This is a genomic window from Desulforudis sp. DRI-14, assembly GCF_052618305.1.
Genome location: NZ_JBQXEZ010000005.1, coordinates 105,670 through 124,982, shown reverse-complemented (window position 1 = coordinate 124,982; position 19,313 = coordinate 105,670). Strand labels below are relative to the sequence as shown.

General features: G+C 59.1%; 21 protein-coding genes. 1 reads left to right on the top strand and 20 read right to left on the bottom strand.

Annotated elements, in window-relative coordinates:
* Window positions 1-351: 351 nt before the first annotated feature.
* The 8 genes from priA to ACUM6F_RS05420 form a co-directional block, all read right to left on the bottom strand.
* The gene (gene priA, locus ACUM6F_RS05455; RefSeq protein ID WP_445348622.1) at window positions 352-2,547 is read right to left on the bottom strand and encodes a replication restart helicase PriA; all 2,196 of its coding nucleotides are present in this window, start codon (window positions 2,545-2,547) and stop codon (window positions 352-354) included.
* Window positions 2,540-3,748, bottom strand: coding sequence for a bifunctional phosphopantothenoylcysteine decarboxylase/phosphopantothenate--cysteine ligase CoaBC (gene coaBC / locus ACUM6F_RS05450; protein ID WP_479684212.1), 1,209 nt, complete (start codon window positions 3,746-3,748; stop codon window positions 2,540-2,542). The genes priA and coaBC overlap by 8 nt, the downstream gene beginning before the upstream one ends.
* 16 nt (window positions 3,749-3,764) lie before the next feature.
* Window positions 3,765-3,968 (bottom strand): DNA-directed RNA polymerase subunit omega, encoded by a 204-nt coding sequence (gene rpoZ, locus ACUM6F_RS05445; protein ID WP_445348620.1) that lies wholly within the window; start codon window positions 3,966-3,968, stop codon window positions 3,765-3,767.
* A gap of 16 nt (window positions 3,969-3,984) precedes the next feature.
* A complete protein-coding gene (gmk, locus tag ACUM6F_RS05440) occupies window positions 3,985-4,575 on the bottom strand; it encodes a guanylate kinase (protein ID WP_445348619.1) in 591 nt (196 codons plus the stop codon).
* A 21-nt stretch (window positions 4,576-4,596) separates the two neighbouring features.
* On the bottom strand, window positions 4,597-4,866 hold the full coding sequence (gene remA / locus ACUM6F_RS05435; RefSeq protein WP_425621308.1) for an extracellular matrix/biofilm regulator RemA: 270 nt from the start codon (window positions 4,864-4,866) through the stop codon (window positions 4,597-4,599).
* Window positions 4,867-4,885: 19 nt separating this feature from the next.
* Window positions 4,886-5,764: a YicC/YloC family endoribonuclease gene (locus ACUM6F_RS05430; RefSeq protein WP_425621307.1), complete on the bottom strand. Its 879-nt coding sequence runs from the start codon at window positions 5,762-5,764 to the stop codon at window positions 4,886-4,888.
* A 415-nt stretch (window positions 5,765-6,179) separates the two neighbouring features.
* Window positions 6,180-7,376, bottom strand: coding sequence for a pyridoxal phosphate-dependent aminotransferase (locus ACUM6F_RS05425; RefSeq protein WP_445348618.1), 1,197 nt, complete (start codon window positions 7,374-7,376; stop codon window positions 6,180-6,182).
* Window positions 7,377-7,517: 141 nt separating this feature from the next.
* Complete coding sequence (locus tag ACUM6F_RS05420; protein WP_445348617.1) at window positions 7,518-8,696, bottom strand: LL-diaminopimelate aminotransferase; 1,179 nt, start codon at window positions 8,694-8,696, stop codon at window positions 7,518-7,520.
* 152 nt (window positions 8,697-8,848) lie between these two features.
* Here ACUM6F_RS05420 and ACUM6F_RS05415 point away from each other — a divergent pair, with 152 nt between their 5' ends.
* Window positions 8,849-8,986, top strand: a complete 138-nt coding sequence (locus ACUM6F_RS05415) for a hypothetical protein (protein WP_445348616.1) — start codon at window positions 8,849-8,851, stop codon at window positions 8,984-8,986.
* Between the two features lie 346 nt (window positions 8,987-9,332).
* Here the strand turns inward: ACUM6F_RS05415 and dapF are convergent, their stop codons facing one another.
* From dapF to spo0A, 12 genes are all read right to left on the bottom strand, one after another.
* Window positions 9,333-10,202: a diaminopimelate epimerase gene (gene dapF, locus ACUM6F_RS05410; protein WP_445348615.1), complete on the bottom strand. Its 870-nt coding sequence runs from the start codon at window positions 10,200-10,202 to the stop codon at window positions 9,333-9,335.
* Between the two features lie 41 nt (window positions 10,203-10,243).
* Window positions 10,244-11,365 (bottom strand): M20/M25/M40 family metallo-hydrolase, encoded by a 1,122-nt coding sequence (locus tag ACUM6F_RS05405; RefSeq protein ID WP_445348614.1) that lies wholly within the window; start codon window positions 11,363-11,365, stop codon window positions 10,244-10,246.
* Complete coding sequence (locus ACUM6F_RS05400; RefSeq protein ID WP_445348613.1) at window positions 11,358-11,924, bottom strand: 2-oxoacid:acceptor oxidoreductase family protein; 567 nt, start codon at window positions 11,922-11,924, stop codon at window positions 11,358-11,360. The genes ACUM6F_RS05405 and ACUM6F_RS05400 overlap by 8 nt, the downstream gene beginning before the upstream one ends.
* Window positions 11,918-12,673, bottom strand: coding sequence for a thiamine pyrophosphate-dependent enzyme (locus ACUM6F_RS05395; RefSeq protein ID WP_425621301.1), 756 nt, complete (start codon window positions 12,671-12,673; stop codon window positions 11,918-11,920). The genes ACUM6F_RS05400 and ACUM6F_RS05395 overlap by 7 nt, the downstream gene beginning before the upstream one ends.
* A gap of 4 nt (window positions 12,674-12,677) precedes the next feature.
* Window positions 12,678-13,733, bottom strand: a complete 1,056-nt coding sequence (locus tag ACUM6F_RS05390) for a 3-methyl-2-oxobutanoate dehydrogenase subunit VorB (RefSeq protein WP_445348612.1) — start codon at window positions 13,731-13,733, stop codon at window positions 12,678-12,680.
* The gene (locus tag ACUM6F_RS05385) at window positions 13,708-13,947 is read right to left on the bottom strand and encodes a 4Fe-4S binding protein (RefSeq protein ID WP_425621299.1); all 240 of its coding nucleotides are present in this window, start codon (window positions 13,945-13,947) and stop codon (window positions 13,708-13,710) included. Before ACUM6F_RS05385 ends, ACUM6F_RS05390 begins: the two co-directional genes overlap by 26 nt.
* 162 nt (window positions 13,948-14,109) lie before the next feature.
* Window positions 14,110-14,814 carry a P-loop NTPase family protein gene (locus ACUM6F_RS05380; RefSeq protein ID WP_445348611.1) on the bottom strand — a complete coding sequence of 235 codons (705 nt, stop codon included), beginning with the start codon at window positions 14,812-14,814 and terminating at the stop codon, window positions 14,110-14,112.
* 7 nt (window positions 14,815-14,821) lie between these two features.
* A complete protein-coding gene (locus ACUM6F_RS05375; protein ID WP_445348610.1) occupies window positions 14,822-15,658 on the bottom strand; it encodes a UDP-N-acetylmuramyl pentapeptide phosphotransferase in 837 nt (278 codons plus the stop codon).
* 37 nt (window positions 15,659-15,695) lie between these two features.
* Window positions 15,696-16,382, bottom strand: a complete 687-nt coding sequence (locus ACUM6F_RS05370; RefSeq protein WP_425621297.1) for a glycosyltransferase family 2 protein — start codon at window positions 16,380-16,382, stop codon at window positions 15,696-15,698.
* A 5-nt stretch (window positions 16,383-16,387) separates the two neighbouring features.
* Window positions 16,388-17,257 (bottom strand): copper transporter, encoded by an 870-nt coding sequence (locus ACUM6F_RS05365; RefSeq protein ID WP_445348609.1) that lies wholly within the window; start codon window positions 17,255-17,257, stop codon window positions 16,388-16,390.
* 11 nt (window positions 17,258-17,268) lie between these two features.
* Window positions 17,269-18,393: a putative cytokinetic ring protein SteA gene (steA, locus tag ACUM6F_RS05360; protein WP_425621295.1), complete on the bottom strand. Its 1,125-nt coding sequence runs from the start codon at window positions 18,391-18,393 to the stop codon at window positions 17,269-17,271.
* 147 nt (window positions 18,394-18,540) lie between these two features.
* Window positions 18,541-19,311 (bottom strand): sporulation transcription factor Spo0A, encoded by a 771-nt coding sequence (gene spo0A / locus ACUM6F_RS05355; protein WP_425621294.1) that lies wholly within the window; start codon window positions 19,309-19,311, stop codon window positions 18,541-18,543.
* Window positions 19,312-19,313: the final 2 nt, after the last annotated feature.

Sequence of the window (19,313 nt, the reverse complement as noted above, 5' to 3'; positions counted from 1 at the left end):
GAGCTTAGGCAATCACCCGAAAGGCGTTCAAAAGCGAGCATGGCGCGAAAGGCCTTTGAGATGTGGGTCGTGGGAAGTCAGAAGTGGGAACACAGGGTTGGAATTCGCTTGGTGAATTCCTTCATTGATACTCACCTCTGACCTCTCGCCTCACACTTCTCAAAGTCAGGCGAAGCTTTTCAACGGCCTCATAGAACGGTCGAAGCGGAGCACGGAGCGGCGGGGATAACCCAGACCTGCTGTAACCGTTATCGTTGGTTACCAGGGTCGAGAAATTGTAGTTTAGGATACAAACTACCCTGGATGTAAACGATGTGCTGCTCCTTATCACTTAGTGCTTAGTGCCGATTCTTACATCGTCGCCTGGGGGTCGATGTCAATGCCGACGGCGACCCCGCGCACCGGCTTCGCGGCATACGCGGCTTGCGCCCGGCGCAGGACCTGAACCAGTTCGGTCCTGGAGCCCGCCTTCAGGATCACGTGCCAGCGGTAGGCATCTTTGACCCGCATCACCGGCGCGGCGGCCGGTCCGAGAATTTCCACGCCCGGCTCACGGAGGCAGCGCGCAAAATGTTCTGCCGCCGCCCTTACCTTCTCCTCGCTCCGGCCGCGGAACAAAACCCGGGCCAGGGAACTGAAGGGAGGGTACAACAGCTTCCTCCTCAGCGTCATCTCCCGGGCGAAGAACTCCTCATAGGCGTGCCGTGCCGCAGCTTGGATGCTGTAATGCTCGGGGCTGTAGGTTTGAAAGACGACCTCGCCGGGGACGCTTCCCCGCCCCGCCCGGCCCGAAACCTGTTCCAGCAGTTGGAAGGTTCGCTCGGCCGCGCGGAAATCGGGGAGGAACAGCGTCGTATCCGCGTTAACCACCCCCACCAGCGTCACACCCGGCAGGTCCAGCCCTTTAGCCAGCATCTGCGTCCCGACCAGGATTTCCGCCTCCCTGTTTTTAAAGGTATCGAGAATCCAGTCGTGGGAACCCTTACGGGTTACGGCGTCGCTGTCGAGCCGGAGGATCCTTGCACCGGGAAATCTTTTGGCAGCCTCGTCCTCGACCTTCTGTGTGCCCGTCCCGAACCTGCTCAGGCCGTCACCCCGGCACTCGGGACACTTTTCGGGCATCCGTAGGCGGTAACCGCAATAGTGACAGCGCAAAAGGCCGTCCCGGTGATAGGTCAGGCCGATGGCGCAGTGCGGGCACTGCAGAAGGTTGCCGCACTCCCGGCAGACCACCACCGTCGCAAAACCCCGGCGATTGAGGAAGAGGATCACCTGTTCCCCGTGCGCCAGTCTTTCATTTATCTTACCCGCGAGCACCCGGCTGAAGACGCCCTTTACCCCGGCCTGGTGTTCCGCGCGCATGTCAACCACCGAGACCACAGGCATCGGCCGGGCGTCAACGCGCCTGCGCATCCTGATCAGCCGGCAGTTTTCGCCTTTAACGGCCTGGGCGTAAACCCGCAGAGAAGGCGTGGCCGACCCCAGCACGACCACGGCGTTGTACGCCGCCGAGCGTTTCAGGGCCACTTCACGCGCGTGGTACTTGGGGTCTTCATCCTGCTTATATGAAGGTTCGTGCTCCTCGTCAATGACAATCAGCCCGATTTTCTGCAGCGGGGCGAAAACCGCCGAACGGGTGCCCAGCACCACCGGCGCCTCGCCGTTAAAGACGCGCGTCCACTCATCCAGCCGCATTCCGGCCCCCAGGCGGGAGTGCAGCACGGCCACCTTCTCCCCGAACTGCCCCTTAAACCTGGCCACCATCTGACCCGTCAGGGCGATCTCGGGCATCAGCGCCAACGCCTGTTTTCCACGGGCCAGGCAGCTTTCGATAGCCCTGAGATAGACCTCCGTCTTGCCGCTCCCTGTAACGCCGTGCAGAAGGAAAACCCCGCCGGCTCCCTTATCCAAAGCCCGGTCGATTTCCTTAAACGCCGCTTCCTGTTCCGGAAAAAGCGTAACGGGGTTTCCGGGAAACGTGTCGGGATAAGGGTCGCGCCGCTCGGCACGGCACCGCATGCGTAAAGCGCCCTTACGCATCAGGCTGTTGACGACACCGGGGGACACTCCGGCCGCGCTCGCCAGTTGCGCCCTGGTCAGCCCGGGCCGGCGCCGGGCCGTTTCCCACACCAGCGCCTGCTTGGGAGGGAGCTTTAAGGCTCCCTCCCCGGACTCCGGCTCGACGGCATAAATCTCACCGCGATACCGGGGCTGGGCCTTGCGGGTGGGGGCCGCGACAGCAGCAATCGCTTCGCTTATCGTGCACAGATAACGCTCCGCCAGCCAACGCGCCAGGGCAAGAAGCTCGGGGGTAAAGGCCGGCTGTGCGTCCAGCACGGCTAAAATGTCTTTAACCTGCTCGACCCCGGCCGCCGACGAAATCCCCACAACGTACCCCGTAAGCTTTCGACGCCCGAACGGCACAAGTACCCGGGCGCCCGTCGTTACTTGCTGACGGAACTGCTCGGGTACGCCGTAATGATAGACCTTGTCGACATTGGCGACAGGGAGGTCGACGATCACTTGCGCGTAAGTTCCGCTAGCCATGTCCCGCACCACCCCGACGCAGTTCCGCCACGGCATCAAGGATGTGGTGCGCAACCGCCTTCTTGTCCATTTGGGGCAGCCTTACAACCCGGCCGTCCGGGTAAACCAGGGAAACAACGTTCGTCGTTACGTCGAAACCCGCACCGAGCGCCGTTACGTCATTCGCAACGATGAAATCCGCGCCCTTGGCGCGGGCCTTCAGCATGGCGTTCTCTTCCGCCGCTTCCGTTTCGGCCGCGAAACCGACAAGGATCTGACGGCCCTTGCGCCTGCCCAGCTCGGCGAGGATATCGGGATTTCTCTCCAGCTCCAGCCTGAGTTCCCCGGCTGATTTCTTGATCTTCTGCAGGCTCTCCGCCCGGGGACGGTAATCGGCGACCGCCGCCGCCTTGATAACGACGTCCGACTGCGGGAAATGTCCCAGCACGGCCTCGAGCATCTCGCGGGCCGTGGTCACCTGCACCAGGGTCACCCCCGCAGGAGGCGCAAGCGCAGTGGGCCCGGATACCAGGACCACGCCAGCCCCTCTCTCCGCAGCCGCCGCCGCCACGGCGTAACCCATGCGCCCGGAGCTCCTGTTGGAAAGGAAGCGGACCGGGTCCAGCGGTTCGCGCGTCGGGCCGGCGGTCACCAGCACCCTGCACCCGGCGAAATCGCGCCGGGCGTTTAACAAATCCCCGGCAGCGGCCAGGATCTTGTCGACAGACGCCAAACGGCCCGGCCCTTCTTCACCGCAAGCCAGGCGTCCTGACTCGGGCGGCACGAAATGAAAGCCGAGCCCCTTGAGTTTTTCGATATTCATCTGCACGATGGGATTCCGGAACATTCGGCAGTTCATTGCCGGGCAAACCAGAACGGGCGCCGTGCAAGCCAGAACGACAGTGGTCAGCAGGTCGTCGGCGATCCCCGCCGCGATTTTCCCGATGACATTGGCCGTTGCCGGGGCGAGAACAAGAAGGTCGGCCTCGCGCGCAAGATCGATGTGCGGCACGCTCTCCCCGCCCGGCCCGAAAAGATCCGTGCTTACAGGATGACCGGAAAGGGTTGACAAGGTAAGCGGGGAGATGAACTTCTGTGCTGAACGGGTCATTATAACGCGCACGCCGGCTCCGTCCTTGGTCATCCGGCCTACCAGCTCGGCCGCCTTGTAAGCAGCGATCCCGCCTGTGACTCCAAGGACTATCCGTCTACCCGCCAGCACATCCATTCCCCCCCATTTAGGCCTTCGGCTGCGGCCTGAACCTTACTTTGTCCTCCGCGATCTCCTGCAAGGCTATGCTGACAGGTTTCCCCGGAGCAAGGGGAATCCCTGCATTTTCCTTTTCAGTTAGCATACGCGCCCTTTTGGCGGCGGCGACAACGAGAGAATAACGGCTGTCGGCCTTCTTCATCAATTCATCCAGGGATGGATGATTAATCATTATCCAGGCCCCCCCTTCAAAAGGGCTCAACGAACCGGTAGTATTTAACACGACACTTCTCCGCAATGATTATTGATAACACTTTGGACACCGCTTCGGTTAAATCATCATTAACTACTACGTAGTCGTACTGCTTCACTTGCTTCATTTCGCTGCGCGCCCACCGCATGCGCTCAGCAACGGCTCCGGGCGTCTCAGTACCCCGCCCCTTCAGCCGCCGTTCCAGTTCCGTAAAAGAAGGCGGGGCAATAAACACCAGCACCGCATCCGGCAATTGCTGCTTAACCTGCAGGCCGCCCTGGACGTCGATCTCGAGGATTACGTCGTGGCCGTCGGCCATCAAAGCCGCCACGGGAGCGCGCGGTGTGCCGTAACAATAAGAATAGACCCTGGCCCATTCCAGCATCTCGCCGCGGGTCAGCATATCCTGAAACTCTTCCTCGGACTTGAAGTAATAATCCTTACCCTCGACCTCGCCCGCCCGCGGCGGGCGGGTCGTCGCCGAGATCGACACACGAGCGTCGGGCGATAACCTGCGAAGCTCCTTGCAAATCGTCCCCTTGCCTGCTCCGGACGGCCCCGAGATGATCACCAGGAGACCCTGCATAACGGAAAAAACCCTCCGCCCTTACTCTTCGCTCTGCTGCGGCTGTTCGAGCTTGCTCACCAGGCGGTGCGCCACCGTTTCAGGCTGTACCGCCGAAAGAATGACGTGGTCGGAGTCGGTGATGATAACGGCCCTGGTGCGACGTCCGTAAGTGGCGTCGATAAGCATCCCCCTGTCCCGGGCTTCGGTGATGATGCGCTTGATGGGGGCCGACTCCGGGCTGACGATGGCGACAATCCTGTTGGCGGAAACGATATTCCCGAACCCGATGTTGATCAACTTGATATCCACGCAAGTCCCTCCTTAAGGATTATTCAATGTTTTGCACCTGTTCGCGCACTTTTTCCAGTTCCGTCTTCAAATCCACCACCAGGCCGGCGATCCCTTCATCTTGCCCCTTCGACCCGATGGTATTGACCTCCCTGAACATCTCCTGGGCCAGAAAGTCGAGACGCCGTCCCATCGGACCCGAGGCTTCCAAACAATCCAGGGCCTGCTTGAGGTGACTTTCCAAGCGTACCAGTTCCTCGGAAATGTCCGAACGCTCGGCGAAGATGGCTACTTCCTGAGCCAGGCGCTGCGGGTCAATGGCGACATTGTCCAGCATTTCCCGCATCCTGGTTTCGAGACGCTGGCGGTAGGCCTCCATTAGCGCCGGGACGCGCTCCTGGATCGCCTCCCGCAGCTTTAACATGTGCCGCAGCCTGTCCTTCAGGTCGGCAACCAGGGTCGCTCCTTCCTGTTCACGCATCGCGACAAGGCTTTGACAGGCCTCTAAAACAGCCTGTTCGAGCAGAGACCACCATTCCTCGGGATCAACCTGTTCCTGCTCTACGGCAAAAACTTCCGGCAAATTAACGAATAAATCCAGCGAGATCGCGCCATCAAGCCCTAAATCGGCCTGAAGCTCTTTCATTGCCTTATAATATGCCAAGGCCAAACCTTTGTCAACTTTTACCGCTGTTTCCTGCGCAGCCGTTTCTTCCACAGTGATAAAAACGTCGGCCCGCCCCCGGGAGACCGCTGCCTGGACCAGCCGGCGGACCCGATCCTCGAGACTCAGCATCGTCCGGGGAAGGCGTACGACCACCTCGCTGAACCTGTGGTTGACGGCGCGTATTTCCACGGAGAACCTCCACCTGGCGCCCACGGCCTCGCCACGGCCGTAACCGGTCATGCTTCTAAGCAAAACTACACCACCTGTATTATCTATTATTGGCGAAAAACTACCGCGATTATTGTCGGTCGTTTGGCATCAATGTTCTAGCCGTAAGTAACGAATCCCTTTAAATGCTGAGGGAACGTTGCGGCCATAGAGGTTGGCGGTGATCGTAAAAAAGTACGGCTTAAGACGTTCCGCCGTACCCAACCGCATTTTTCTCCAAGAGTCTCACAACACTCTAGGAGACCGCTGAAAAGCTTCGCCTGGCTTTGTCAGGCTCGCCGGCCAGTGCTCACGTACCATCCAGTACGCTCCGCGCTGGCCAGCTTCGCCTTCCGCGCCATGCTTGCTTTTGAGCGGTCTTCGGGTAACTTCCAAAGCAAGGCCGTACAACTAGAGATGTCTATGCCAAAACCGATGTCTTGCCTTTTTCAGCACTCTCCTAGTCGAGACCGCGAACAAGCTCTTCAAAGCGATTCATGCCGTCCACAATCCTCTCAAAAGCCGTCGCGTAGGAGAACCTGAGACAGGTATCGTCGCCGAAAGCGATGCCGGGAACGACGGCGATTCTCGCTTCCTCGAGGAGCAGGACGGCCAGGTCGGAGGCGGTCCTGATCTCCTTGCCCCGGTAGCTCCTGCCCAGCAAACCGGCGACACTGGGGAAGAGGTAAAAGGCGCCCCCCGGGCGGGGATACCTTATCCCCGGCAGTTCCTCCAGGCGCTTAAGCATGTACGTCCGGCGCCGGTCAAACTCGCTCACCATCCGCCGGATGGGCTCCTCGGGTCCCTCCAGAGCGGCGACGGCGGCCGCCTGGGCTATCGACGACGGGTTGGAGGTGCTGTGGCTCTGGAGCCCGGTCATGGCCTCGGCGAGCTCGATCGACGAAGCGGTGTAGCCGATGCGCCAGCCCGTCATGGCGTAAGCCTTGGACACGCCGTTGATGACGACGGTCCGGGCCTTGATTTCGGGGGAAAGAGCCGCAAAGCTGACGTGCGCGTTGCCGTCATAGATCAGCTTCTCGTAGATCTCGTCGGAAATGACGTACAAGTCGGGGTGGTCGAGGACGACCTCGGCCAGCGCCGCCATTTCCTCGCGGCTGTAAACCGCCCCCGTGGGGTTGGAAGGGCTGTTGAGGATTAGCAGCTTTGCTCTGGGGGTAATCGCCTTCTTCAGGTCATCGGGACTCATCTTAAAACCGTTTTCGACGCCGGTGAAGACAAAACGCGCCGTCGCACCGGCAAGCTTGACCTGTTCCAGGTAGCTGACCCAGTAAGGCGAAGGCAGGATCACTTCGTCCCCTTCCTGGCAGAGCACCTGGATGGCGTTGTAAAGAGAATGCTTCGCGCCGACCGAAACGACGATCTGACTGGGTTCGTAAGCCAGGCCGTTGTCGCGCAGGAGCTTGTCGGCCACCGCTTTCCGCAACGCAAGCGTTCCGGCCACGGGTGTATACTTGGTGGCACCCCGGCGGATGGCTTCAATGGCGGCCTCCTTAATATGCTCGGGCGTGTCGAAGTCCGGTTCGCCCACCCCGAAATTGATCACATCCAGCCCGCAAGCGGCCATCTCCTTGGCCCGGGCGTCGATCGTCAAGGTGGGGGAAGGGCTGATAGCTTGTGCCCTGCGGGAAAGCGGCATGCTTGAAACCTCCCATAGTAGCTGTAGGCATTAAGCTGTAAGCATTAGGACTGTGGTACGTTCCCTGGTACCGCATCTTAATGCCTAATGCTCAGTGCCTTAAGTATTAATTAATTAAAGGTAACCAACATGTTGAAGCCTTTAGAGTTCGACCTTGCCTAGTGTTGACTTAAGCCGGTGCATGGCTTCCCGGAGGCGGCTGTCCGGGATGGTCAGCGAGATGCGGAAGAACCCCTCGCCTCTGGCCCCGTAGCCGGTACCGGGGGTGATGACCACGCCCGCCTTTTCCAGGATGAACTCGGCGAACGAAGCCGAGGTATAGCCCCGGGGCACGGGAACCCAGATGTAGAAAGTGGCCTTCGGCTTGTTGATCCGCCAGCCGAGTTCCTCCAGGGTGCCGACGACGAGGTCCCGGCGCGCCTTATATATTTCGCGCAGCTTTTCCGGGCCGTCCTGGGGACCGGTCAGGGCTTTAATCGCAGCATACTGCACGGGCTGGAAAACCCCCGAGTCAAGGTTGGTCTTAAGCCTCCCCAGGGCCTCGACGGCGTCGGCGTTGCCCGCCGCCCAGCCAGCCCGCCAGCCGGTCATATTGTACGTTTTGGAGACCGAATGAAACTCGATGGTCACCTCTTTGGCCCCGGGCACTTCGAGAAAACTCGGGGGCACGTAGCCGTCGTAAAAGATTTCGGAATAGGCCAGGTCGTGACAGACGAGGATTTCATACTCGCGGGCAAAAGCTGCCGCCTCGTGAAACACCTTTTTATCAACCGTGGCTCCCGTGGGGTTGTTCGGGTAGTTGAGGAACATCAGCTTGGCCCGGCGCGCCACGTCGGACGGGATATCCGCGAAGTCGGGGACGTACCCCCGCTCGGGCTTTAAGGGGAAGTAATGCGGCTCACCCCCGGCCAGGATGGTGCCCTGGCTGTAAACGGGGTAGCCCGGGTCGGGAATGAGCGCCGTGTCCCCGGGGTTTAAATAGCACCACGGGATGTGGGCGATCCCTTCCTTGGAGCCGATCAGCGAAACAACCTCGCGGCGCGGGTCCAGTTCAACGTTGAAACGCGTTTTGTACCAGTCCGCCACCGCCCGCCGGTAGCTTAAGAGCCCCACCGACGAGGGGTACTGGTGATTCGCCGGGTTCCTGATCTCCTTTACGGCTTCCTCGACGATGTGGTCCGGCGTGGGCAGGTCGGGGTCGCCGATACCAAGGCTGATCACATCCACGCCTTCCTGCCGCTTCTGCTCGATAAGCTGTTCGATGCGCGCAAAAAGATAAGGGGGAAGGTTCTTGACCCGCTCGGCCTCGGTAAACTTCAAGACGTCAACCTCCTTAAAGCTGTATCCTTCAACCTAAGCGGCCAGGTTTGTTACCCGCCGGCTTAAGAGACCTTCGGCTTTTAATAGCGACCGACTACCTTGAAAAAAACGGCCCTTGCTATTCGGGTCTGGGTTTATCCCCGCAAGCGACTTTGCTGAAAGCTTCGGGCACCGTTCTTAGCGAAGGTGAGGTCAGCGTGGCCGCCGACGAGGACGTTCGCGGGCGCTTCCGCTGTCAAAGCGTCGGCCGTACGCTTGCCCTCGGCCTTGGCCTGCGCGTACTTGGGTAAACTACTGAAAACTGCGCCCGCGAACAATCCGCAGGAGGCTCGCCACGCTCCGAACCGAGCTTAGGCCAAAAGGCCGCTCAAAAGCGAGCATGGCGCGGAAGGCCTTTGAGATGTGGGTCGTGGGAAGTCAGAAGTGGGAACACAGGGTTGGAATTCGCTTGGTGAATTCCTTCATTGATACTCACCTCTGACCTCTCGCCTCACACTTCTCAAAGTCGGGCGAAGCTTTTCAACGGCCTTATAGAACGGTCGAAGCGGAGCACGGAGCGTCGGGGATAACCCAGACCTGCTGCAACCATTTTTAATTTTCTGTGGTGCTGCATTCTGCAGGATGAGGGTCTGCTGACTATTGACTACCGAAATAACGCCCCTCAAAGACCTTGACCGCCGGTCCGGTCATATACACGCGCCCGTCTTCCTCCCATGCGATGTCCAGGCTCCCGCCGGGAAGCTCCACCCTGACGGAGCGTTCGGTCAAACCGTTCAGCACCCCGGCCACGGCCACGGCACAGGCTCCCGTCCCGCAGGCCATCGTCCGGCCCGCCCCGCGCTCCCAGACCTTGACCCTGACGGTCTGCGGGCTCAAGACCTGGACGAACTCCACGTTGGTTTTGCGCGGGAAACCATGGTGCCTTTCAATGGCCGGTCCAAACTGCAGGAGGTCCACCTCTTCGAGGTCCGGCACGAAAATGACGCAGTGCGGGTTGCCCATCGAAACCATGGTTATGTTGAAGGTCCGGCCGTTCACCGTCAGCGGTTCGCTGATCACCCGTCCGGGCTCTCCAAGCATGGGGATCTCCGTCCTGTTCAGGCGGGGTACGCCCATGTCAACACGCACCTTGGCCACCGCGCCGTCCTCCGGGATTAACCGGGGGACCATGATCCCGGCGAGGGTCTTGACCCTGACCGCCATGCCGTCAACTGTTCCCTCATCGTAGACGTATTTAGCGACACAGCGAATGGCGTTGCCGCACATTTCGGCCTCGCTGCCGTCCGAGTTGAAGATGCGCATCTCGATATCGGCCCCGGCGGTCTGCAAGATGAAAACCAGGCCGTCGGCGCCGATCCCGAAATGCCGATCGCATACAGCCCGCGCCAGCGCGGGCGCATCGGCGGGCAGTCCGTCCCTGCGGACGTCCAAGATAACAAAATCGTTCCCCAGCCCGTGCCACTTCGAAAACTCCACTTTCGACACCTCGCTGAAACCGCGAATCACGTTCCCTTGTTCATCCCAGTGCCCAATACTCAGTGCTGTTTTCAGCGCCCAGTGCTTTGCTTGATGATTTCCAGCACCAGCCTCGCCGTATCAACCAAGTCGTTCAACTCCAGGCATTCCTCGGTGGAATGCACTTTGCGCATCCCGCAAGCCAGGTTGGCGGTGGGGATGCCGGCGGCGTTAAAGATATTGGCGTCACTGCCGCCGCCGCTCTGTTCGAGGTAGGGTTTGAGCCCCAGCTGGTCAGCCGCTTGCATGGCCAAGCGCACCGGGGGGGCGTCGGGGTCGAGCTTGAAGGCCCTGTAAACGGTTTCCACCGCGATCTCGATCCGGCCGCCTTTTCTGCGTACGCCTTCCTCGAGGTTGCGGCAGATTTCTTCGGTCATGGCCATCCGCTTAGCGTCTACGAGGCTGCGCGTTTCCCCTTCCAGGTCCACCCGGTCGGGAACAATGTTCGTCGCCAGGCCGCCCCGGATAACCCCTATGTTGGCCGTCGTCTCGTCGTCGATACGGCCCAGCCTGAGGCAGGCGATACCGTAGCTCGCCGCCTGGATGGCGTTGATCCCGTCTTCGGGATTAATGCCGGCATGCGCGGCCCGGCCGTGGACCCTGGCTACGATGCGGTCCTGCGATGGCGCCCGCACGATGATTTTACCCGGAGAGCCGTCACAATCCAGCACAAAACCCATGCCCGATTTTAAGAGTCCGGTATCCAGGTTCTTGCTGCCCAGCAGGCCGACTTCCTCGGCAACCGTAAAAACAACCTCGATGGGTGGGTACTTAAAGCCCTTCTCCTGGGCGACCCGAACAGCTTCAAGGATGGCCGCGATGCCCGCCTTGTCGTCGGCTCCGAGGATGGTCTCCCCCGAGCTGTAGACAACGCCGTCTTTTACCCGGGGTTTCACCCGCCGGCCGGGCTCGACGGTGTCCATATGGGCGCAAAAAAGGATGCTGCCCGCCCCATCAACTTTCCCCGGCAAATGGGCGACAAGGTTGCCGGCGCTGCCCCCAATCGCCCTCCCCGCTTCATCTTCGTAAACCGCAAAACCGAGCTCCTCCAGCCTGCTTGTAAGGTATTCAGCGAGCATGCGTTCGTTGCGTGAAACGCTGTCAATTTGCACGAGTTCTAAGAATAGTTCGGCCAGCCTGTCACGGCTAACCAACGGCAGCACCTCCCCGCCTGAACTCTTCGCCCAGGCTCGCCCCTCTTTCCAATGCTTGCCGGTTAACGGGGATTAATTTGTGCCTGCGCGGCGGGAGGACCTTGGCTAGGGCCTTGACGACCGAATCGACCGCCACCGCCCCGGAGATGCCAAGGTAGGCCCCTAGCATAACGTTCCCGGCAACCTTGCTGTTTCCTATCTCCTCGGCGATATCGTTGGCCGGAATGGCCAGGACACGCGCATCGGCGCGTTTTACCCGGGTCTTGACCAGCGAGCTGTTCAGGAGAATCAATCCGCCGGGGACAACACAGTCTTCGAATTTACCAAGCGACGGCCCGTTCATGGCAATCAGGCATGTCGGCTCCGTAACCAGGGGGGAACTGATCGGCCTGTCGGAAATCGTCACCCCGCAGTTAGCCGTGCCGCCGCGCATCTCCGGGCCATAGGAGGGAATCCAGGCCACATGCTTGTTCTCTTCCATCGCCGCGTAAGCCAACAGCTGGCCCGTAGACAGGATGCCCTGGCCGCCAAAACCGGCAATAAGGATTTCTTCTAACATGCCGACGCCTCCCCTGCCGGCATTTTGAACTCGCCCAGCGGGTAGTGTGGAAGCATGTTCTCTTCCAGCCACTTTAAGGCTTCCACCGGGCTAAGCCCCCAGTTGGTGGGACAGGTAGAAAGCACTTCGACAATGCTGAAGCCGTCGCCCCGGATCTGGCATTCGAAGGCCTTTTTCACCGCCTGCTTAGCCTTCACCGCATTGCCCGGATTATGTACCGACACACGGGCCACATAAGCAGCGCCGTCCACCGTGCTGAGCATTTCGGCAACCCGCAGCGGCAAACCGTTGCGCTCCTTGTCACGCCCAAAAGGCGTGGTGGTCGTCTTCTGGCCGAGGAGAGTGGTAGGAGCCATCTGCCCGCCGGTCATTCCGTATATGGCATTGTTCACAAAAATAGCGGTGATTTTTTCGCCTCTGGCAGCAGCGTGGATAGTCTCAGCTGTACCAATGGCAGCCAGGTCGCCGTCACCTTGATAGGTAAAAACCACCCGGTCGGGAAGCGACCTTTTGACCCCGGTGGCCACGGCGGGAGCGCGGCCGTGGGCAGCCTGAATCATGTCGACGTTAAAGTACTCGAAAGCGAAGACGGCGCATCCGACGGGACAGATCCCCACTGTGTTCTCCCGCACGCCCAGTTCATCGATAACCTGCGCCACAATCCGGTGGATAATGCCGTGCGTGCAGCCGGGGCAGTAATGAAAGGGCTTCTCAGTCAGACTTTCCGGACGCTTAAAGATTAGAGCCATGATTTCACTTCACCCCCACGACTTTAAGGAGTTCTTCGTAGACTTCACGGACTGTGGGAACCACACCACCCGGCCGGCCGTAGAAATACACCGCAGTACGGCCGTTGACAACAAGCCGCACATCCTCGACCATCTGACCCAGGTTTAACTCCAGAACAACGTATACCTTAACATCTTCGGCATTCGCAAACGGGGTCTCGGGGAAGGGCCACAGCGTGATCGGGCGAATCAAGCCGACCGCCAGCCCCTCGGAGCGCGCCCGATCCACCACGGCTTTCCCGATGCGGGCCACCGTACCGGAGGCAACAAGCACGTACTCGGCGCTCTCAAGGTGATAAGCTTCCCAGCGCTGCTCACGTTCTTTCATCTTTTGGTACTTGGCGGCTAAGGTGAGGTTAAATCGCTCGTTTGCCTCCGGAACAATGCACATAGAATTAACAATATTACGCTGTTTCCTGCCCCGGAGCCCGGTCGTGGCCCACGGCTTTTCAATCAACCGCGGCTCCTCGGTCTCAGCGAGGTCGACCGGCTCCATCATCTGCCCTAAGATACCGTCACCGACAACTATCACCGGGTTACGGTACTCGTCTGCCAGGTCGAAGGCCAGTTTCGTAAGCTCGATGATTTCTTGCACTGAAGCAGGAGCCAGGACAACCGTGTGGTAGTCACCGTGCCCGCCGCCCTTCACTGCCTGGAAATAGTCTCCTTGAGCAGGCGCGATGTTCCCCAGCCCGGGGCCTCCGCGCATCACGTTCACGATCACACAGGGCAGCTCGGAACCGACGAGGTAGGAAATGCCCTCCTGCATCAGGCTGATCCCCGGGCTGGACGACGAAGTCAGCACCCGATGCCCGGCGGCAGCAGCGCCGTAAACCATATTGATCGCCGAAACCTCGCTCTCGGCTTGCAGGTATACACCACCGAGCTCCGGCAGTCTTTCAGCCAGGAAGTGGGGAATTTCCGACTGCGGAGTAATCGGGTAGCCAAAGAAAATACGGCAGCCGGCCTTGATAGCGCCCTCGCCGAAAGCCTCGTTACCTTTCATTAACGTCTTTGGCATCGTCCTTCTCACTCCTTTCGACCTCGATCACCACATCAGGGCACATCCAGGCGCAGACCGCGCAACCGGCACATCTCTCCATTTCCATGACGGTGGCTGGATGAAAGCCCAGATGGTTGAAATAGTCGGCCTCGACGATGATCTTCCGGGGACAGAACTTGATGCAGATCCCGCATCCCTTACAACGGTCCTCGTGGAAATACACCCGCGCCATACACTACCTCCCCCTGTAAATCTTTACGAAGTGAGAGTGACTCCCCACATCCCACCTCTTTTCGGCGTCATTAACATTAAACATTAAGCTGCTTTCAGGTATTGGTATCGGACTTAGGATAATGACATCCGCAAAGAGTCTATGATTTTAATACTCTAACACCTAATTACCTAAGACCCTAATCTCCCACGGCGGGCGCATGTACAAGTCGATGCCCACCACCGGCACGCTCAACCCGAGCCCGCGCGCCCGGTCGGCCAAATCCCTGCGCACCGAGACAAAAGCAACGGGAATGCCCAGTTCTCCGGACACCTCATCAATCACGCGCTGACCTTCCACAATCACCTCGAGGTCGGTATCCGCCCCCAGGTTGGTGTTGTTCACCAGGTAGTGGACGCGCGTTCTGGACGCCCGCTGGACAGCATCAAGCATCTCCACGATCTGGGAAAAAGTCCTCGTCCGGGGCCGGCAGGCGTTAACTACAAAAAAAACGGCATACCGACCTGCCGGCAGGTTAGGCTTAAATCTACCGAGTACGGTAGCCCCAATGTCATCTCCGCCGACATCAAAGACGCCGAACCTGTCTTCCCGTGTCAAGACCCCCAGGATGGCTGGCGGCAAAGCAGGGATATCGGCCTGGATCAGCTCCCTGGATGGGCAAACGACCTCAAGCCCCGGGCGCTCGAGCCGTTCCTTGGCGTGCCGCGTCCGGTAATAGGGATTGACGATGTCAAGATCGACCAGGGCCACCTTTCCAACCCCGGAGAGTTCCATGGCGGTGTTGATGGCCAGCTCGGTCTTGCCGCTGCCCAGGTTGCCGACGAAAACATTAATGCGCTCTATCCCTGGCACCTTCACATTTTTCAATAGTTCCCTATCTATCGTCAAACTCCTCTCTACGGCGGCCGATACGGTCGATAAAGTGCAGCACGCGGTTCTTGGCGATCACCTCGGTCAGGGAATAGTGCTCCGTAAAAAGGTGGAAGACGACCAGCGCCAGAAGGACCACAACCCGGGTGGGCACGTCCAGGACCCATACGGCTGTCAGCCCCAGTGTCGCGCCAAGGACATTGGAACCGGCATCCCCCATCATGGCCTGGGCGCGCAAGTCGGCGGGAAGATAAACCAACAGGGTCCCGGTTACCACAGCTAAAAAGATCAACAGGTTGTTCCCCCACGCCGCCGCGGCCAATAAGCCCGCGCCGAGCAAAAAACCCTTGCCGGCCCGTCCCGGGCGCAGGTCGAGAAGGTTGAGCGTGTTGGCCGCCAGGGCGATGATCAAGGTGTTGAGGAACACCTCCCGCAAAGGAGCCGTACTGACGGCGGCCAGGAAGGCGATGACCAGCCCGCCGAGCGCTTTGAGCGCCCCCGTGGTCAGCTCCCCCTTAAACAGGCAGCGGAAATGCCCCTTGATGCCGGAAGCGGCGCGTGAACCGAAAACATCGTCGATCAAGCCTAGAAGGCACATCGTCGCGCTGACCAGCAGGAACACGACGACAAAAATCTGGAACTTACGGGCGTCAACCAACAGGTAGGTGATGGCAAAGGACAGGGCGGGAACGATAAAAAAAAGCAGGCCCATACCCATGGGTATGGGGTCGCCGCGGTAATTCAAGCGCTTGAACCGGGCTCTCTCCGCCAAATCCTTCAAGAACGGGAGCAGGACATAGCCCAGTACGAGCCCGAGGACAAAAAAAAGAAGGATAATCATTGTACAAAACACCCGAATCAAACAAATCTGCGCTGGTTCAGCCCATCTTTGCGGGTTTTTGGCTACCGAAGCATTTGAGAAGGGTCAAAGCGATATCGCGAAACTGTCTGCCCCGGTGGATGAACCCTTTGAGATCGCGCCCCGTTTCCCGGTGCCCCATCAAGACGGGCACCTCCAGGATGCGAAAGCCGGCGCGGGCGGCGGCGATGGTCATCCCCACCTCCGCCCCGTATCCCCCGGCCACGGGAAAGACGTAAGGCAGGGCCTCTCTTTTAAGCGCCCGTTGCCCCGAAATGGGACTTTGCATCTTCAAGCCCGTAAAATAATAAATACCCCTGGCGGCCAAGCCTTTGACCAGCCCGAAACCGCCCTTGCGCCTGGGCGGAGGGAAACGGGCGATCGTCATGTCCGCTTCGTCGTCCAGGATGGGCCGGATCAGCTTGCGCGCCTCGCCGGCTGTCGCTCCCAGGTCGCCGTCGAGCAGGACGACGATTTCCGCCGCCGCTGCCCTCACTCCCCGGTTGAGAGCGGCCCCCTTGCCGCTGTTTCCGGGCATGTTCAACACCCGGGCGCCGGCCTGCCGCGCTTCTTTTTCCGTAGCGTCCGTCGATCCGTCGTTAACGACGATCACCTCGACAACCTCGGGAATCCTGCGGACGGCGCGGACGGTAGCGCCGATGCGGCCTTCTTCGTTAAAGGCGGGGATGATCACGCTTGCCTTCATCGCCGTCACTCGTGGAAGGGCGGGATAAGGCGGTCCGCCGTCTCCTTGACGCCGTAATCGCCCGGTTTTCCGGATATGGCCATCACCAGGGCGAACTGCCCCGCCACCATGTCGATGTTGTCGACCGTGGCCTTGCAGCGGCGCTGGTATTCCTTCATGTAGGAATTGGTGACCGTGCTCTCCTCCGCCCCGTAGACAGCAATTCTATGGTCAACAAAATAGTTGATCATCGTTATATCCACATCCGTGATAATGTCCCTGTCCTTGTCGTAACCCCCGCCCACCATCACCACACTGTCGACGGGCACCCCGTATTCGCCGATGACGTTGATCAGTTCTTCCTGCGCCAGGTACTCCACCAGCGGCGTTTTGCCCTCCAGTACGGCCTGGGCCAGGGCGGAGGCCGTCTGCCGCACGAGTTTCGTGTCACTAGTATCCTGCCATTTGGTAATGCTTAACAATTCTCCTTTACGCTCTGCGACGGCCAACCCGTTCGTAATTGTGGTTACCGAGGTAACCTTGGCACCGGCCATTTCCAAAACCGGCTTAAGGTCCCCGGTGGGCGGAAAGGGGCTGGTTTCGACGATCGCCACTTTTCGCCCTTCCAGGCGCCCGTTGATCAGGAAAGGCAGGATGTCCTTGGTGAACTGTTTTTGCAGTTGCGTTTCCATTTCTAAAGAAGACAGCCGCTCCCGGGTCAAGGCATTCTCCTGCCGCAGTTCCGTCAGGTGTTTCTCAAGCCTTTCGGCAAGCTGTTGCTGCTGGTTGGAAAGGGTGCCGCTGCCGATAATCATGCTCCCCACCAGGATACCGATACCCAGCGCCAGGAAGACAGCGACGATGGAAACAATGTGATAACGGATGTTGATGATCACGGTCTTTTACCTCAAATGCCTAGTAGTACTCTAACCTGGATGTAGAGCAAATGTAAGAGGTCCCTCGTTGTGGGGTACAGCATCATCACAATCGCCACCGGAATCAAGGCGGCCAGGAAGATCGGCGCCAGGTGCCGGGGACGAAGAGGGCTCCGGTACAACTGGGAGACGCCTTTGGCGTCGACGAGGATGGACCCCACCTTCAGCCTGACGAGGAAGGTGGAAGCCATACCCTTGCGTCCTTTTTCTAAAAAGTCTAGCATATTGGAATGCGTTCCGACGGCCACGATCAGGCTGGCCCCTTTTTCATAGGCCAGGAGCATGGCAATGTCCTCGCTGGTTCCTGGAGAGGCGAAGGTCTTGGCCTTCAGTCCCAAGGCTTGTACCCTGGCCAGGCCGGGCGCCTGCCCGTCGGGGTAAGCGTGCACGATGATCTCGCCGGCCTGGCTGAGGGCATGGTCGCTCACGCTGTCCATATCGCCGATGACGATGTCCGGCTTGAGCCCGAACTCGAGGATGGCGTCCGCCCCGCCGTCGACGCCGATCAGGATCGGTTTGATCTCGCGGATGTAGAGCTGGATGGCCAGCAAGTCCTCCCGGTAGTTGTCGCCCCGCACCACCACCAGCGCGTGCCGCCCCTTAAAGTCGACGTTCACGGAAGGCGTGTCGAGGTGCCCCGCTACAAGACTGACTTCCTGCTTGGCGTAGGTCAGCGTATTATCCACAAAACGCTCAAAGACATGGTTCATTTTGGCCCGGGCCTTCTCCATGCCTTCCTCGATCCGCTCCGGGGTAAGGAGCGTGCCGGACCCTATGCGCACCCCGCGCTTGTAAATCCGGTCCTCGATGATTTCCAGCTCGTCCTCTTCCTGGACGCTCTCGAAAATCTCCGGCCCCACCTCGTCGATAATCGGAATGCCCGCGTCGGTGATGATTTTAGGCCCGCTGTTGGGATAATCGCCGCTGATGGAACAGCAAGCGTTGATCACGGCTTTGGTCCTTGTAGAAACCAGGCCTTCGGCAGCGAGCTTGTCAATGCCTTCGTGGGCGATGACGGCGATTTCACCCGGGTTCAAGCGTTTGATCAGGTTCTTTGTTTTACGGTCTATCCGGGCCACGCCTCTAATGATGGCCACAATTTTCCCTCTTCCAAAAACTTTTTCCGGCTTTCACTTATCCAACCTAGTATAGTATTCTTAAACAATTTAAATCAATAATAGGGTAACCAAATACGCGTAATTAAAAAAGCCCGAAGCGTTGCTTCGGGCTCTTGAGCTATTGCTTTAGCTTACTTTGGCTTCAATTCGCAATTTATCAGCGATCATGGCGATAAATTCAGAGTTTGTGGGTTTGCCGCGTTCCAGATTGATGGTGTAGCCAAAAAACTTATTCATCATTTCGACGTTGCCGCGATCCCATGCCAACTCGATGGCGTGCCGGATGGCCCGTTCCACCCGGCTGGGGGTGGTGTGGTACTTTTGGGCGATCATCGGATAAAGTTCTTTCGTCACCGCCCCAAGAAGATTGATCTCATTGATGACCATCAGGATAGCGTCCCGCAGGTAATGGTAGCCTTTGATATGCGCCGGAACACCCATTTCGTGAATGATGTTGGTTACGGCAACGTCAAGGTTGCGCTCCTTCACCGCCGAAACGTAAGGCTGGACCTTGACCCCGTCGGCCAGTTGCCTGATGCGGGTGCCCAGGACGGCGAAATCAAAGGGCTTCAGGACATAATAGTCGGCGCCCAGTTCAACGGCCCTCTGGGTGATGTTTTCTTGTCCGAAAGCCGTAAGCATAATGACTTTGGGCCGGTGGCCGACCAGGCCTGAAGCCAGTTTTTCCAAAACACCAATACCATCCAGATGAGGCATGATGATATCCAGGATGACGACGTCGGGTTTTTCCTGCTCGATCATATCGAGAGCTTCCATGCCGTTGAAAGCGACACCTGCGAGTTCGAAACCGTCTTGCTGCTGTAAGAACTCTTTTAACGTTTCGCAGAAATCCCGGTTGTCGTCGGCGATTAATATACGAGTTTGTTTATTAGGCATTT